3 protein-coding genes are annotated in these 17,874 nt (G+C 73.0%); all 3 read left to right on the top strand.

The features are described from left to right. On the top strand, positions 1 to 3,792 hold a 3,792-nt coding region (locus AB0E07_RS39370), incomplete at its 5' end, for a KR domain-containing protein (RefSeq protein ID WP_362263176.1). A gap of 28 nt (positions 3,793 to 3,820) precedes the next feature. Then, positions 3,821 to 14,446 carry a type I polyketide synthase gene (locus AB0E07_RS39365; protein ID WP_362263173.1) on the top strand — a complete coding sequence of 3,542 codons (10,626 nt, stop codon included), beginning with the start codon at positions 3,821 to 3,823 and terminating at the stop codon, positions 14,444 to 14,446. A 12-nt stretch (positions 14,447 to 14,458) separates the two neighbouring features. Further along, positions 14,459 to 17,874, top strand: a 3,416-nt coding sequence (locus AB0E07_RS39360; protein ID WP_362263170.1) for a type I polyketide synthase, incomplete at its 3' end; no start/stop codon positions are given.

The raw sequence follows: 17,874 nt of genomic DNA, 5'->3' as shown, positions 1-17,874 counted from the left end.
GACACGCGGACGCACGCTTGGCTGGCCGACCACACCGTCGCGGGCACCGTCCTCCTCCCCGGTACCGCGTTCGTGGAACTCGCCATCCGTGCCGGGGACGAAGTCGGGTGCGGGCACCTCACCGAACTCACCCTCCAGGCACCCCTGGCCGTTCCGGTGGACGCGGGAGCGCAGGTCCAGGTGGTGGTCGGAGCGCCCGACGGGCAGGGGCGCCGTGACCTCGCCGTCTTCTCGCGCCCGGCAGGGGCCGAGCACGACCGGCCCTGGTCGCGGCACGCCGAGGGGGTTCTGAGCGCGGCCCCGGTCGAAGAGGATCACGGGCCCGACCTCGCCGCGTGGCCGCCGCCGGGTGCCGAGCAGGTGGACGTAGCCGGGTTCTACGCGTCGGCGGCTGCCGTCGGATACGGCTATGGGCCCGCCTTCCAGGGACTGGGTGCCGTCTGGCTGCGGGGCGAGGAGGTGTACGCCGAAGTCTCCCTGCCCGTGGCGGAACGCGCCGAGGCTGCCCGCTTCGGTCTCCACCCGGCTCTGTTCGATGCCGCACTGCACGCCATCGGCTTCGGCGCGCGCACCGGTGAACCGACGTCACTGAGGCTGCCGTTCGCCTGGTCCGGCGTCACCCTCCTCGCGTCCGGTGCCGAGCGCCTCCGCGTGCGTATCGCCCCCAACGGCGAGGACGCCCTGGGCATTCAGGTCGCCGACCCGACCGGCGTCCCCGTCGCCGCCGTGGACTCACTGGTCCTGAGGACGGTCACCGCCGAACAGTTGGCCGCGACCGGGGCGCCCGACGCCGACTCCCTCTTCGTCCTCGACTGGACCCCGGTTCCCGTGCCGGCCGCCGCGCGGGCCGAGCGATGGGCGGTGCTGTCGGACACGCTCCCCGTCCCGGCAGGCGCCGTCGCATGTGCGGACCTGGAGGCGGCGGCCACCGGGGAGCCCGTCCCCGACGTCGTTCTGTGGGCCCCTCCGGTCGCTGCCGTCACCGACGCCGCCGCCTCCGTCTCCGACCGCGCGCGGGAGGTCACCGAGGCCGTACTCCGTCTTGCCCAGGAGTGGCTCGCGCAGGAGCGACTGGCTGACTCGCGGCTCGTCGTGGTGACTCGCGGTGCCGTCTCGACGGGCCGCGACACCGATCTCATCGATCTCACCTCCGCCCCCGCCTGGGGACTCTTGCGCTCCGCGCAGTCGGAGAACCCCGGGCGGTTTCTCCTGCTGGACCTGGACCTGGACCTGGACCTGGACCTGGACCAGGATCAGGACCTGGGCCAGGACCTTGCCTTGGACCTGGACCTTGACTTGGAACCGGACCTTGACTTGGACCCGGCGGAGAAGCCCGACACGGACCGGATCGTCTCCGCGGTGGTGGCCGCTCTGGAGGCCGACGAGACGCAGATCGCCGTCCGTGAGGGCACCCCACTGGCCCCGCGCCTCGTACGGCCCGGCAACGGGGACGCGCTGGTGCCGCCCGCCGAGCCCGCCTGGCGGCTGGACACGGTCGCCTCCGGCACGCTGGACGGGCTGACCCTGCTGCCCTTCCCCGAGGCCACCGCGCCGCTCGCCACCGGACAGGTACGGGTCTCGGTGCGGGCCGCGGGTGTCAACTTCCGGGACGTGCTCATCGGCCTCGGCATGGTGCCCGGTCAGACCGTCATGGGCAGCGAGGGCGCCGGAGTGGTCAGCGAAGTGGGCCCCGGGGTCACCCGGTTCGCGCCCGGCGATCACGTCCTCGGCCTGATGGGCGGCGCCCTCGGCCCCCTCGCGGTCACCGACGAACGCGTCCTCGCGCCCGTCCCCGAGGGCTGGTCGTTCGAGCAGGCGGCTTCCGTGCCGGTGGCGTTCCTGACCGCGTACTACGGACTCGTCGACCTGGCGTCCGTCCAGCAGGGCGACACCGTCCTCGTCCACGCGGGCGCCGGCGGAGTCGGCGTGGCCGCCGTCCAACTCGCCCGCCACTTCGGCGCCACCGTGCTCGCCACGGCCTCCCCCGGCAAGTGGGAGGTCCTGCGGGGCATGGGCCTCCCGGACGAACGGATCGCCTCCTCCCGGGATCTCGGCTTCCGGGACGCCTTCAAGGCCGCCACCGGCGGCTCCGGCGCCGACATCGTCCTCAACTCGCTCACCCGCGACTACGTGGACGCCTCCCTGGACCTGCTGCCCCGCGGGGGCCGCTTCCTCGAACTGGGCAAGACCGACCGGCGCGACCCGGCCCGGGTCGCCGACGACCACCCCGGAGTCACCTACGCGGCCTACGACCTCGCGGACGCGGGAGCAACCCGTATCGGCGAGATGCTCACCGAGATCCTGCGGCTGCTGACCACCGGAGCGCTCACCCCCCTGCCCGTGACCGTACGAGACGTCCGCAGGGCACCCGAGGCGTTCCGGCTCATCAGCCAGGCCAAACACATCGGCAAGGTCGTCCTCACCTTGCCGCCTCGCCTCGACCCCGACGGAACCGTCCTGATCACCGGCGGCACGGGCACCCTGGGCGGACTCCTCGCCCGCCATCTGGTCTCCGCACACGGCGTACGGCACCTGCTGCTCACCAGCCGTACCGGCCCCGACGCGCCGGGGACCGACGAACTCGTAGCGGAAATCGAGCGGTTGGGCGCGGAGGTGGAGGTGGCCGCCTGCGACGCGGCCGACCGTGACCGGCTCGCCGCCCTCCTGCACGGACGCAACCTCACCGGTGTCGTGCACGCCGCCGGTGTCCTGGACGACGGAGTCCTCACCGCGCAGACCCCGGAGAAGCTGGCCCAGGTGTGGCGTGCCAAGGCCGAGGCGGCGACCCATCTGCACGAACTGACCAGGAACAGCGGCCTCGCCCTCTTCGCCCTCTACTCCTCCGCCGCCGGAGTGTGCGGCGGCGGAGGCCAGGCCAACTACGCCGCCGCCAACACCTTCCTCGACGCCCTCGCCCACCACCGCCGTGCCGCGGGACTGCCCGCGCTGTCCCTCGCCTGGGGCCTGTGGGAGCGGGCCAGCGCCATGACCGGCCACCTGGACCGGCCCGCCACCGACCGAGCCCGCCAGGACGGACTGGTCAGGCCGATGAACGACGAGACCGGCCTCGCCCTCTTCGACGCCGCCCTGCGCCTGGACGCGGCACTCGCCGTCCCGCTCAGGCTCGACCTCTCCCTGGCACGCTCCCGCGCCCGCACCCCCGCCGACATCGGGCCCCTCCTCCGCACCCTCGTCAGGGCCGGTGGCCGCGGCCGGGCAGCCGACACCGCACCCGGAGCCGAGGGAGCCGCCGCGTTCACCGCCGCCCTCGCCGCCCTCGGCACCGCGGAACGCGAGCACCGGCTGCTCGAACTGGTCCGCACCCACGCGAGCGCCGTCCTCGGCCACCTCGGTACCCGCGCCGTCGAAGCCAACCGCCCGTTCAAGGATCTCGGCTTCGACTCGCTGACCTCGGTCGAACTGCGCAACCGGCTCGGCACCGCCACCGGCCTGCGCCTCGCCACCACCGTCGTCTTCGACCAGCCGACACCGCTCGCCCTCAGCAGACACCTGCTCGACAGGATCGCGCCCCCACCCGAGGGCGCGAACGCGGCCCAGGACCCGTCCGAGGAGGCCCGGGACGTGGATCTCGCCCACGCCCTGGCCACCCTCCCGCCCCACCTCGTCCGGGAGGCCGGTCTCGCGGACGCACTGCTGCGCCTCGCCCGCGCCGAGGCCGCGACGGAACCCACCACCGTCGGCGACGGCGGCGGAACCACCGACGCCATAGCGGACATGGAGGTCGACGACCTCGTCCGCATGGCCCTCGGGGATGCCGACTCCGGCTCCTGAGACGACAACCCGAGAAGACGGAGGCGTCATGACCAACCCCACCGGAGACGACCGGAACGACAAGGTCGTCGCCGCCCTGCGGGCCTCGCTCACGGAGGCCGACCGGCTCCGCAAGCAGAACCGCAGGCTGCTGGCCGCGGCCCGGGAACCCATCGCGATCGTCTCCATGGCCTGCCGCTTCCCCGGAGGCGTCCGCTCGCCCGAGGACCTGTGGCGGCTCGTGGAGACCGGGACGGACGCCATGTCCGCCTTCCCCGCCGACCGAGGCTGGGACCTGGAAACCCTCTACGACCCCGACCCGGACCGCACGGGCACCTCGTACGTCCGGGAAGGCGGATTCCTCCACGACGCGGCCGAGTTCGACGCCGACCTCTTCGGCATCTCCCCGCGCGAGGCCCTGGCCATGGACCCCCAGCAACGCCTGCTGCTGGAGACGTCGTGGGAACTGCTGGAGCGCGCCGGCATCGACCCGGCGGACGTGCGCGGCAGGCAGGTCGGCACCTTCGTCGGCGGCGGCCACTCCGGCTACGGCACCACGGGCGGACGCCTGCCCGAGGGAGCCGAGGGCTACGCCCTCACCGGCAGCACCTCCAGCGTCATGTCCGGCAGGGTCGCCTACACCTTCGGCTTCGAAGGGCCCGCGGTCACCGTCGACACGGCCTGCTCGTCGTCTCTGGTCGCCCTCCACATGGCCGTTCAGGCCCTGCGCAACGGCGAGTGCGAGATGGCCCTCGCGGGAGGCTCCGCGGTCATGGCCACCCCGTTCGGTTTCGTCGAGTTCAGCCGCCAGCGCGGCCTCGCCGCCGACGGCCGCTGCAAGGCCTTCGCGGCGGCCGCCGACGGCACCGGCTGGGGCGAGGGCGCCGGAGTCCTGCTCCTGGAGAGGCTGTCGGACGCCGAGCGGAACGGCCACCGGGTGCTGGCCGTCGTACGCGGCTCAGCGGTCAATCAGGACGGCGCCTCGAACGGCCTCACCGCACCCAACGGGCCCGCGCAGCAACGTGTCATCCGAGCCGCGCTCGCCAACGCCGGGCTCGACGCGACGGACGTGGACACCGTCGAGGCACACGGCACCGGAACCGCCCTGGGTGACCCCATCGAGGCCCACGCACTCCTGGAGACGTACGGCCAAAGCCGTTCAGCGGAACGCCCGTTGCGGCTGGGGTCGGTGAAGTCCAACATCGGTCACACCCAGTACGCCGCCGGTGTGGCGGGAGTCATCAAGCTGGTGATGTCCATGCGGGAGGGCGTGTTACCGCGCACCCTCCACGTGGACGAACCCACCCCGCACGTCGACTGGTCCGCGGGCGCGGTGGAGGTACTGCAAGAGACAGTGCCCTGGAAACGCGGCGAGCGGACCCGCCGAGGCGCAGTCTCCGGCTTCGGCATCAGCGGCACGAACGCCCACGTGATTGTGGAAGAGGCGCCGGAGACGGAGGTCGCTGAGGCTCCTCCGGTTGTGGGTGGGTTGGTGCCGTGGGTGGTTTCGGGGGGGTCTGCGGGGGCGTTGGCGGCGCAGGCGGGGCGGCTGGTTGGTGTTGTTGGGGATCCGGTGGATGTGGGGTGGTCGCTGGCTTGTGGTCGGGCGGCGTTGGGTCATCGGGCGGTGGTGTGGGGGTCCGGTGGCGAGGAGCTGACGGCTGCGCTGGGTGGGGTGGAGTCGGCGGGGCCTGTGGTTGAGGGTCGGCTGGCGGTGTTGTTTACGGGGCAGGGGGCGCAGCGGGCGGGGATGGGTGCGGAGTTGGCGGCTCAGTTCCCGGTGTTTGCTGGTGCGTTGAGTGAGGTGTGTGCGGGGTTTGAGGGTTTGCTGCCTGGGTCGTTGGTGGAGGTGTTGTCGGCTGGGGGGTCTGGTCGGCTGGATGAGACGGTTTTTGCGCAGGCGGGGTTGTTTGCGTTTGAGGTGGCGCTTTATCGGCTTGTCGAGTCGTGGGGTGTGCGTCCGGACTTTGTGATGGGTCATTCGGTGGGGGAGCTGGTTGCCGCGCATGTGGCGGGGGTTCTCACGCTGGAGGATGCGTGTCGGTTGGTGGCTGCGCGGGGTGGGTTGATGCAGGCGTTGCCCGCGGGTGGGGCGATGCTGTCGGTCCAGGCCCCGCTCGCGGAGATCGAAGAACTCCTCGGGTCGGTGGACGTAGCGGCCGTTAACGGCCCCGCTTCCGTGGTCATTTCAGGCCCCGAGACGGAAATCGAGGCTGTACGGCGCCGGTTGACTGGCTTGGGTGTGAAGACGCGCCGCTTGGCGGTTTCCCATGCGTTCCATTCCTCCTTGATGGAGCCGATGCTCGACGATTTTGAGCGGGTGGCTGCGAGTGTCGAGTTCGCTGAGCCGCGTATTCCTGTGGTGTCGAACGTTTCGGGGCGGATTGCAGGCCAGGAAATGTGCACGCCTGCGTACTGGGTCCGGCACATCCGTGAGTCGGTCCGTTTCGCTGATGGTGTGGCCTGGCTTTCCGATGCGGGCGTGACGAAGTTTCTGGAGTTGGGGCCGGATGCGACGCTGACGGCGATGGGTGCGGAGTGTGTGGAGGGGCTGTTCGTTCCCGCGACCCGCCGGGGTCATAACGAGGTCGAGACGTTCACGTCTGCCGTGTCCCGGCTCTGGGTCAGTGGTGTGGACGTCGACTGGCCCGCCTACTTCGCCGACCGCAACCCCCGCCGTGTCGACCTCCCGACCTACGCCTTTCAACGCGACCGCTACTGGATCGACAGCTCCCCGAACCTCGCGACGACGGTCGACGTCGACGTCGAGGAGGCTCGCTTCTGGGATGCCGTGGAGAAGGAGGATGCCGACGCTCTCGCCGAGGCCCTCGAAGGTACGGATGACGTGGTGCGGGAAGCTCTGCCCGCCCTGGCGGCCTGGAGGCGCCGGCGCAGGGAGCGGAGCGCCGCCGACGGCCTGCGCTACTCGGTCACGTGGAAGCCGCTGACCGCCACGGAGGATACGGCGAGGGGTCGTTGGCTGGTTGCCGTGCCCGAGACGGGAGGTGACACCGCCGGAGTCTCCGAGGTTCTGGCCGTTCTGGCCACCGCCGGGATGCAGACGGTCACCCTGCCCGTTCCGATCGCCGTCGGCTCGGGCGCCGGGTCGACGCTCGTCGAGCGGCTCGCCGAGCCGGGGCTCTCCGCCGACGAGACCCCGTACACGGGAGTGCTTTCCCTACTCGGGTGCGATCCTGGCGCCCTCGATCCTGACGCCGACGGCCTGGCCCCGGCGCTCACCGCCACCCTCGCTCTGCTGCACGCGCTCACCGTCACCGGGATCGATGCGCCTCTGTGGTGTGCTACCCGAGGTGCCGTGGGCGCCACGCCCTCCGACAGCGCGCCCGACCTGGCCGGTGCCGCGCTCTGGGGGCTCGGCCGGGTCGTGGCGCTGGAGCTGCCCGATCTATGGGGCGGACTCGTCGACCTGCCCGAGGCGCTGGACGAGCGGACCGGCCGACTGCTCGCCACCGCGCTGCGTGGCGCGGGCGGTGAGGATCAACTCGCCGTCCGGCCAGCCGGTTTGCTGGGTCGCAGGCTCGTTCGAGCCGGAGCCGGAGCCGGAGCCGCCGCCGGGGCAGGTGCAGGTGCCGGTGCGGGTGCCGGTGTTCGGGAAGCGGGGGAGTGGCCGCCGCGGGGCACCGTACTGATCACCGGCGGTACCGGAGCCCTCGGCGCCCATGTCGCCCGTGCCCTCGCCGAGGCGGGTGCCGAGCACCTGTTGCTGCTCAGCCGCCGAGGCCCCGCGGCGCCCGGCGCCGAGGAGTTGGCCGGCGAACTGCGCGCCGCGGGTGCGCGGGTCACGGTGACGGCGTGCGACGCGTCCGACCGGAAGCGGCTTGCCGCGGTTCTGGCCGACGTACCGGAGGAGGTGCCCCTCACGGCTGTGGTGCATACCGCGGGCGTCGTCGAGGACGGGGTGGTCGCCCATCTCACCGAGGACGCGCTGCGGCGGGTGCTGCGGCCGAAGCTGGCCGCGGCGCGGCATCTGCATGACCTGACGCTCCGTCATGACTTGTCGACCTTCGTTCTGTTCTCCTCCGTGTCCGGCACCCTGGGGACCCTCGGCCAGGCCGCCTACGCGGCCGCCAACGCCTCCCTCGACGCGCTGGCCGCGCGTCGGCGGGCCGTTGGACTGCCCGCCACGTCCGTCGCCTGGGGACCCTGGGCCGGTGCGGGCATGGCGGGTGAGCGGATCGTCGAGACGGGCGTGCGGCGAGCCGGTCTGGTTCCGTTGGAGCCCGCGCGTGCCGTGGCGGCGCTGCGCCGGGCGGTGCTCGGCGGGACCGGTCCCGAGGGCGCGATCACCGTGATGGACGCGGAGTGGGGCCGGTTCGCCGACGCCTTCACCGGCAGCCGCCCCGGGCCCCTGCTCGCCGAACTGCCGGAGGCGCGCGGAGCCCTCCAGGATGCCGGGGGTGGCCGTACGCCGGCGGCCGAGGACCTCGCGGTCCGGATCGCCGCGTTGCCCGCCCGGGACCGGGAGCGGGCCGTGGTGGACGTCGTACGGCAGCAGGTGGCCGGGGCGCTCGGGCACGCGTCCCCGCAGCGCGTGGATCCCGAACGCCCTTTCAGGGAACTGGGCTTCGACTCGCTCACCGCGGTGGACCTGCGCAACCGGCTCATCGCCCGCACCGGCCTGCGGCTGCCCACCACTCTGGTCTTCGACTACCCGACCACCGGCGCGCTGGGCCGCCACCTCCTCACCCGGCTCCTCCCGGACCTGGAGGAGACCGCGGGGGCGGAGGCACTGGCCGCGGGGGCCGGCGGCGCGACCGACGACGATCCCGTCGTGGTCATCGGCATGAGCTGCCGGCTGCCCGGCGGGGTCGACTCGCCCGAGGCACTGTGGGAACTGCTCGTCGAGGGCCGCGACGCCATCACCCCCTGCCCCGACGACCGCGGCTGGGACATCGAGGACTACTACCACCCCGACCCCGAACGGCCGGGCAGCACCTACGGTCGTGAAGGCGGCTTCATGACCGGCGCGGACACCTTCGACGCCGGATTCTTCGGGATCTCGCCGCGTGAGGCGCTCGCCATGGACCCGCAGCAGCGGCTCCTCCTCGAAGCGGGCTGGGAGACCATCGAACGCGCGGGGATCGACCCGCACCGGCTCCGCGGCAGCCGCACCGGCGTCTTCGTCGGCCTGGTCGCCTTCGACTACGCGGGCGCCTACGGTCCCGGCCAGGAGGACCTCGAAGGCTTCCTCGGCATCGGCAACTCCGCGAGTGTCGCGTCCGGCCGGGTCGCCTACGCGCTCGGCCTGGAGGGCCAGGCCATCACGGTCGACACGGCCTGTTCCTCCTCGCTGGTCACCCTGCACCTCGCCGCGCGGGCCCTGCGCGACGGGGAGTGCTCCCTCGCCCTCGCGGGCGGTGTCACCGTGCTCCCGTCGCCGTCGATATTCCTGGAGTTCAGCCGGCAGCGCGGACTGTCCGCCGACGGACGGTGCCGGGCCTTCTCCGCCGACGCCAACGGCTTCGCACCCGCCGAGGGCGTCGGCATGCTGCTCCTGGAACGTCTCTCCGACGCCCGCCGCAACGGACACCGCGTCCTCGCCGTCGTCAAGGGCACCGCGGTCAACCAGGACGGCGCCTCCAACGGGCTCACCGCCCCCAACGGCCCCTCCCAGCAACGCGTCATCCGCGCCGCCCTCGCCGACGCGGGCCTCGGTACCGCCGACGTCGACGCCGTCGAGGCGCACGGCACCGGCACCACGCTGGGCGACCCGATCGAGGCGCAGGCACTCCTCGCCACGTACGGCCAGGGCCGGGCACCGGACCGCCCGCTCCGGCTCGGTTCGGTGAAGTCCAACCTGGGGCACACCCAGGCCGCCGCCGGAGTCACCGGTGTCATCAAGATGGTGCTGGCGATGCGCGAGGGGCTGCTGCCGAAGACGCTGCACGTGAACGAGCCGACCCCGCACGTCGACTGGAACAGCGGTGACGTCGCCCTCCTCACCGAGGCGACTCCCTGGCCGGAGACCGGCCGCGCCCGGCGCGCCGGTGTCTCCTCCTTCGGTATCAGCGGCACCAACGCCCACGTCATCCTGGAAGCCCCGGACCCCGCCGATGCCACGGCTCCCGCACCCCAGCCCGGCGCCGGTGAACCGGTCTGGCGGAACGGGCCCCCGCCGTGGCTCCTCTCGGCCCGGGACGCGGACGCGCTGCGAGCCCAGGCGGCGGGACTCGCCGACCACCTGAAGCCCGAAGTCCCCGACTCCGCGCACCACTTGAAGCCTGAAGTCCCCGACTCCGTGCACCACTTGAAGCCCGTAGCCGCTGGCTCCGTCGTCCTCTCGAAGCCCGATGCCTCCGACCCCGCCGACGTCTCCTTCGCGCTGCTGACCCGCCGCGCCGCCCTGGAACACCGCGCCGTCCTCCTCGGCTCGGACCGCACCGCCCTGCTGGACGCGGCCCGCGCCCTCGCTCAGGGCGCCGACGCCACGGCCGGTCAGATCGTCACCGGCCGCGCCAGGACACCCGCGGGCGTCACGTTCGTCTTTCCCGGGCAGGGTTCCCAGTGGGACGGCATGGGCCGCGAACTCCTCGCCACCAGCCCCGTCTTCGCCGCCCGCATCGCCGAATGCGAAGCAGCACTCGCCCCGTTCGTGGAGTGGAGCCTCACCGAGATCCTCAACGGCCCCGATCCGGAATCCCGTTGGGCGGACTGGACCGAGCACGTCGAGATCATCCAGCCGGCACTGTGGGCGGTGATGGTGTCGCTGGCCGCCGTCTGGGAAGCGCTCGGCGTCACACCGTCCGCCGTCGTCGGCCACTCCCAGGGCGAACTCGCCGCAGCCGTCGTCGCCGGGGCGGTGAGCCTGGAGGACGCCGCCCGGGTCATCACCGCCCGCGCGGCGATCGGCGCCGAACTCACCGGGCGCGGCGGAGTCGTGTCGGTGGCCGAGGGCGCCGAGGAACTCGCCGAGCGGCTGGCCGCCCGCCACGGCTCGTTGTCCGTCGGCGCCGTCAACAGCCCGTCCTCCACCGTGGTCGCCGGCACCCACGAGGCGCTGGACGCGCTCATCGCGGAACTGGAGGCGGACGGCGTCTGGTACCGGCGCGTCGCCCAGTCCTACGCCTCCCACTCCCCCCAGATGGAGGAGATCAAGGAGCGGCTGCTCACCGCCATCGGAACGGTCCGGCCCGGACCCGGCCGGACCACGTTCCTCTCCACCGTGACCGGCGGCGTGTACGACACGGCAGCCCTGGACTCCGCCTACTGGTTCCGCAACCAGCGCGAACCGGTAGCCTTCCGCACCGCCGTGGAAGCCGCCCTCGACCTCGGCCACACCACGCTCGTCGAGGTCAGCGCCCACCCCGTCCTCGTCGCGGCGCTGGAGGACATCGCCGCCGCGGCCGCCTGCCCCGCCGTGGTGACCGGCACCCTCCGCCGCCAAGAAGGCGGACCCGACCGGTTCGCCGCGGCCGCCGCCGCCCTGTGGACCGCCGGAGCCGACGTCGACTGGACCGGCCTGCACACAGGGCGCACCGTCCACCCTGTCGACCTGCCCACCTACCCCTTCCAGCGGCGCCGCTACTGGCTCACCGCCCCCGCCGGAACCACGGGCGACCCGGCCGGCCTCGGACTCATGGACACCGCACACCCCCTGCTCGGCGCGGTCGTACGCCCCGCCGACGACGACGGGCTGCTCCTCACCGGCCGCCTCGCCGCGCACGGCCACCCCTGGCTGGGACAGCACCGTCTGCTGGGCACCCCGCTGCTCCCCGGCTCGGCCCTGACCGAACTGGCGATCCGCGCCGGCGACGAAGCGGGATGCGGACGGCTGCGCGAACTCGTCCTGGGCAGCCCGCTGGTCCTGCCAGAGCGTGGCGGAGTACTCCTGCAAGTCGCCGTGGGCGCCCCGGGCGACGACGGCCTGCGCACGGTGGCGGTCCACTCCCGCTCCGAGAACAGCCCCGCCGGCGAGCCCTGGACCTGCCACGCGGAGGGCGTCCTGCTCCCCCACCCGGAACCCCACGACCCAGGAACGGGCGCGGGCGCGGGAACGGGCGCGGGCACGGGGACGGGCACGTATCCGGCGGCCCATGGCGGCCCCGCCGAAGCGGCCTCCGAACCCCTCACCACCTGGCCCCCGCTCGGCGCCGAACCACTGGACATCTCGGGCTTCTACGCCGCCGCGGAGGCAGCCGGCTACGGCTACGGCCCCGCCTTCCAGGGGCTGCGAGCAGCCTGGCGGCTGGGCGACGAGATCTACGCCGAGGCCGCCCTCCCCGAAGCGTTGCGAGCCGAGGCCCAGCGCTACGGACTGCACCCGGTCCTCCTCGACACCGCACTCCAAGCCGGTGGCCTCGCCCACCCCGTCGCCACCCCGGAAGCGGGGCCCGGCGCCGCAGGGCCCGGCGCCGCAGCGCTGCGTCAGCCCTTCGCCTGGTCCGACGTCCGCCTGCACGCCACGGGCGCCACCGAGCTTCGCGTCCGCCTCACTCCCGCCGGTCCCGACGGCACCCGGATCCTGCTGGCCGACCCGGCGGGCCGCACCGTCGCCGAAATCGCCGCGCTGGTCCAGCGCCCCGTCGACGCGGGACAACTCGCCGCCGCCGCACCCGCCGATGCACTGCTGCACACAGAGTGGCGGCAGCCGTCCGAACACCGGGCACCCGAAGCGCCGTCCGAACACCGGACGCTCGAAGGGAGCGACGACGCGTTCACCACCTGGACCGTCCTGGGCGACGACCCGCTCGACCTCGCCGTCACCCTCCAGGAGGACGGTCACGCGGTCGTCGGCCACCCGGACCTCGAAGGCCTCCTGGCCACTCTGGACGCGGGCCTGCCCGCCCCGGACTGGGCGCTTTTGGCCCACGCCACCGCCCGTACCGGCTCCACCGACGGTACGACGACCGCCGAGGAGCGGACCGCGGCTCTGCTCCAGCGCTGCCTCACCGACGAACGGCTCACAGGAACGCGCCTGGCGGTGATCACCCGCGGCGCCCTCGTCACCGACGTCGAGCCGACCGGCGCACCGGCCGACGCCGACGGCACCTCCTCGGAGCAGGCCACCCCAACCCAACCCGACGAACTCCACCACCTCGTACGGCAGATCCAGACCGAACACCCCGGCCGTGTCGTCCATCTCGACCTGGACACGGGCGCGGACCCCGACATCCCCCGTGCCCTCCACACCGCCCGCGCCGCCGCCGAACCGATCCTCGCCCTGCGCGACGACACCCTCCTGGCCCCGCGCGCCAGGCGCCTGAGCACGCCCGAGCCGAAGACCCCGGACACCGGACCTCACGCACGGCTCGACGGCGGCCCGGTACCGCTCGACGGCGGCCCGGTACCGCTCGACGGCGGCCCGGTACCGCTCGACAACGGCCCCGTACCGCTCGACAACGGCCCCGTACCGCTCGACAACGGCCCGGTAGCGCTCGACGGCGGCCCGGTACCGCTCGACGGCACCGTACTGCTGACCGCCGCCGGTGACGGCGCCCTCGCCGCCACCCTCGTCCGGCATCTGGTGACCGAACGAGCCGTCCGCTCCCTGCTCGTCGCCGCCCCCGAAGGCGAGGACCTCACCGAGCTGACCACCGCCCTCGAAAGCGGCGGCCTCGGCGACCTCCTCCGCACCCATGAAGCGACCCTCGAACGAGCCAAGGGTGATCTGACCGACCGGAGTTGGCTCTCCGAGCTCCTCACCCACCACCGACCCACCGCGGTCGTCGACACCGCGGCGGACCCCACCACCACCCTCCACCTGAACGACCTGACCACGAACACCGCCCTCCACGCCTTCGCCGTACTCGCCCCCCGGCCCGACACGCGCCTCACCCGCCTCGTCCACCGCCGTCGCGCCGCCGGACTGCCCGTCGCCCTGGTCACCGGCCCACCCTGGGACGACCCGGCCGAGCCCGCACGGGACACCGGAGCGGACCCCACGCCGGCACCGCGCGCCACCGCGGCCCGCGCCCTGGCCACCGTCCTCGACCGGAGCCTGCCGCCCCTGGTCGCCGTCCGCCTCGAGCCGGCGGATCTTCGCCGCCGGTCGGCCGACGGCACCCTCCCACCGGAGCTGCGGGACCTCGTACCCGCCGGACCGACCCGCCGCCGCGACGCCGCCCGCGCCGACGATGCGGACGATCCCGCCGCGGGCGGCGCCCTCGCCCGCGACCTCGCCGCACTCACCGCCGACCAACGCCTGCACCACCTCACCGACCTGGTGCGCCGTCAGGCCGCGGCCGTCCTCGGCCACGACTCGGCCGAAGCCGTCGACGCCGAACGGCAGTTCAAGGACATCGGCTTCGACTCGATGATGGCCGTCCAGCTCCGCAACCGCCTCGCCGCCAGGACCGGGCTGACCTTCCCGCCCACCCTGGTCTTCACCTACCCCGCCCCCACCGCCCTCGCCGCGCACCTGGACGAACGGCTCGCCGCCGCCAACGGCGCCCCGGCCCCGGCCGACGACACCGACCGCGTCCTAGCGGAGATCGAACGCCTCGACACCGCCCTCGCGGCCGTCGAACCCGGCATCGCCGACCACACCGCCCGCACCCGCGTCGTGAAGCGACTCGAAGCGGTGCTCTGGCGATGGACCGGCACCAACGCATCCACGGGCGACGGCCCCGGCGAGGGCCTCCTCGACGACAGCGCCCTCGACTCCGCCACCGACGACGAGATGTTCGACCTGATCGACCGCGAGCTTGGAGCCTAGGGAGCCCCCGAGATGCCGAACAACGAAGACAAGCTCCGCGCCTACCTCAAGCGCGTCACGGCCGACTACTCCCAGGTACGTCAGCGGCTGCGCGAACTGGAGGCCAGGGATCAGGACCCGGTCGCCGTCGTCGGCATGGCCTGCCGCTTCCCCGGCGGTGTCACCACCCCCGAGGAACTGTGGCGCATGGTGGCCGACGGCACCGACGGCATCACCCCGTTCCCCACCGACCGGGGCTGGGACGAGAACCTCCACGACCCCGACCCCGACGCCTACGGCAAGAGCTACGTGGTCGAAGGCGGATTCCTGCACGACGCCGCCGACTTCGACCCCGAGTTCTTCGGCATCTCGCCGCGCGAGGCACTCGCCATGGACCCCCAGCAGCGGCTCCTGCTGGAAGCCTCCTGGGAGGCCGTGGAACGTGCGGGCATCGTCCCCGCCACCCTGCGATCCACCCGCACCGGCGTTTTCGCCGGAGCCGTGGCCGCCGACTACGCCGCCCGCCTGGACACGCTCCCCGAGGAGATCGAGGGCTTCCTCGTCACCGGCAACATGACCGCCGTCGTCTCCGGCAGGATCTCCTACGTCCTGGGCCTCGAAGGCCCCGCCGTCACCGTCGACACGGCCTGCTCCTCCTCCCTCGTCGCCACCCACCTCGCCGTCCAGGCCCTGCGCAACGGCGAGTGCGACCTCGCCCTCGCCGGCGGAGTCACCGTCATGCCCACCCCCTCCGGCTTCATCGGCTTCAGCCGCCAGCGCGGACTCGCGCGGGACGGCCGCTGCAAGGCATTCGCCGCCGCGGCGGACGGCACCATCTGGTCCGAGGGCGTCGGCGTCCTCCTCCTGGAACGCCTCTCCGACGCCCGCCGCAACGGCCACCACGTCCTCGCCGTCATCCGCGGCTCGGCCACCAACCAGGACGGCGCGAGCAACGGCCTCAGCGCCCCGAGCGAACTGGCCCAGCGCCGCGTCATCCAGCAGGCCCTAGACAACGCCCGCCTCACCCCGCGCGACATCGACGCCGTCGAAGCACACGGCACGGGCACCACCCTGGGCGACCCGATCGAAGCCCAGGCACTCCTCGCTACCTACGGCCAGGGCCGAGCCGAGGACCACCCGCTGTGGCTCGGCTCCATCAAGTCCAACATCGGCCACTCGGGCGCGTGCGCGGGTGTCGCCGGCGTCATCAAAACGGTCATGGCCCTGCGCGAGGGCGTACTGCCGCGCACCCTCCACATCGACGAACCCACCCCCCATGTCGACTGGAACTCCGGCAACGTCCGCCTCCTCACCGAGCCCCGCGACTGGCCCACCCGGGACAACCACGTCCGCCGCGCCGCCGTGTCCTCCTTCGGGGTCTCCGGGACGAACGCGCACCTGATCCTGGAGGAGGCGGAGCCCGGCGCGGCGCCGGCGGTGGTGCCGGGCGCGGGGGGCTTGTCGGGGTCGCCGGTGGTGCCGTGGCTGGTGTCGGGGCGCACGGCGGAGGCATTGGCCGCGCAGGCAGGGCGACTTACGGGTGTATCGGCTTCGCCGGTGGATGTGGGGTGGGCGCTGTGGTCCTCACGCTCGGCGCTGGAGCACCGGGCGGTCGTGTGGGGGCGTGAGCAGGCTGAACTGAGCGCTGGACTTGAGGCGTTGGCCTCGGGTGGAGTGACGGCACAGACTGCTTCCGGGGTCGCCTCCGGGGCTGGAACTCCGGTGTTCGTGTTCCCGGGGCAGGGGTCGCAGTGGGTGGGGATGGGGCGGGGGTTGTTGGAGTCCTCGCCGGTGTTCGCGGCGCGGATCGGTGACTGCGAGGCGGCGCTGGGGCCGTTCGTGGACTGGTCGTTGACAGAGGTACTGCGCGGCGGGGACGACTCGTGGCTTGAGCGGGTTGATGTGGTGCAGCCGGTGTTGTGGGCGGTGATGGTGTCGCTGGCTGCGGTGTGGGAGTCGCTCGGTGTCGCGCCTGGTGCCGTGATTGGTCATTCGCAGGGTGAGATCGCGGCTGCTGCGGTGGTGGGTGCGCTGTCGTTGGAGGATGCGGCGCGGGTGGTGGCGCTGCGGTCGGCGGCGGTGCGGGAGGAACTGGCTGGCCGTGGTGGCATGTTGTCGCTGGCGACGGGTCCGGAGCGTGCTGCGGAGTGGGTTCGGCCGTACGGCGATCGGGTGTCGGTCGCTGTCTTCAACGGTCCGGACGCCACGGTGGTGGCCGGTGATCCTGAAGCCCTGGAGGAGATCGCGGCTCTGGTGGAGGCGGCCGGTGTGCGGGCGCGTAGGGTTCCGGTGGACTACGCCTCGCACTCGGCGCAGGTGGAGGACATCCGGGGCCGTCTGCTCGATGCCCTGGCTCCGGTGCGCCCGCGGGCTTCCCGCGTTCCGTTGGTTTCGACGGTGACCGGTGAGCCACTGGATACGACGACGATGGACGCCACGTACTGGTACGAGGGTCTGCGTCGGCCGGTGCGCTTCACTGACGCGATCCAGGAAGCCCTCTCGCAGGGCCATTCCCGTCTGATCGAGGTGTCCGCGCACCCGGTCCTGACCACGGCGGTGCAGGCCATCGCGGAAGCGGCCGACCAGCACGTGAGTGTCGTGGGTACCCTGCGCCGGGACGAGGACGAGAACACCCGCGTCATCGCGGCCGCAGCCGAACTCTGGGTCCAGGGCGCCGACATCGACTGGTCGTCCGTCTTCGCGGGCCGCACCGTCACCCACGTCGACCTCCCCACCTACGCCTTCCAGCACCGCCGTTACTGGCTGGAGTCCAGCTCATCCGTTGCCGACGTCAGTGGCGCGGGTCTCGCTGCCGCAGACCACCCGCTGCTCGGGGCGGCGGTGAGCCTTGCCGCCGACGGCGGCCTGGTCCTGACGGGTCAACTCTCCCTGCGTACGCACCCGTGGCTGGCCGACCACTCCGTCGCGGGCACGGTGCTGCTGCCCGGCACCGGGTTCGTCGAGCTGGCCATCAGGGCCGGGGACGAGGTCGGCTGCGGTCAGCTCAGCGAACTCACGCTCCAGGCACCGCTGGTCCTCCCCGAGAAGGGGGACACCCATGTCCAAGTGGTCGTGAGCGCAGCGGACGCACAGGGAGGCGGGCGTGCGCTCTCCGTCTACTCCCGTCCCGCGGAGTCCGGCCCCGACCAGGAGTGGACCCTGCACGCGGAGGGACTGCTCACCCCTGAGCCGGCCGCCTTGCCCGGTACGGACCTCACCGCTTGGCCCCCGCCGGGCGCCGAATCCATCGACGTCTCCGGCTTCTACGAGGGCGTCGAGGCGGTCGGTTATGGCTATGGGCCTGCGTTTCGGGGGTTGCGGGCGGTGTGGCGTCGGGGTGGTGAGGTGTTCGCGGAGGTGGAGTTGGGGGAGTCGGAGCGGGCGGAGGCGGTTCGGTTCGGGCTTCATCCGGCCCTTTTGGATGCGGCGTTGCATGCGAATGGTTTTGG

It is taken from the genome of Streptomyces sp. NPDC048002, from assembly GCF_040653275.1.
In the GTDB taxonomy this organism is placed as follows: Bacteria; Actinomycetota; Actinomycetes; order Streptomycetales; family Streptomycetaceae; genus Streptomyces.
The sequence above is the reverse complement of the archived record's forward strand: the minus strand, read 5'-3'. Positions and strand labels throughout refer to the sequence as shown.

Excerpts from the sequence above, each read along its gene's own strand:
- AB0E07_RS39365 (WP_362263173.1), top strand. The coding sequence starts at position 3,821 with ATGACCAACCCCACCGGAGACGACCGGAACGACAAGGTCGTCGCCGCC.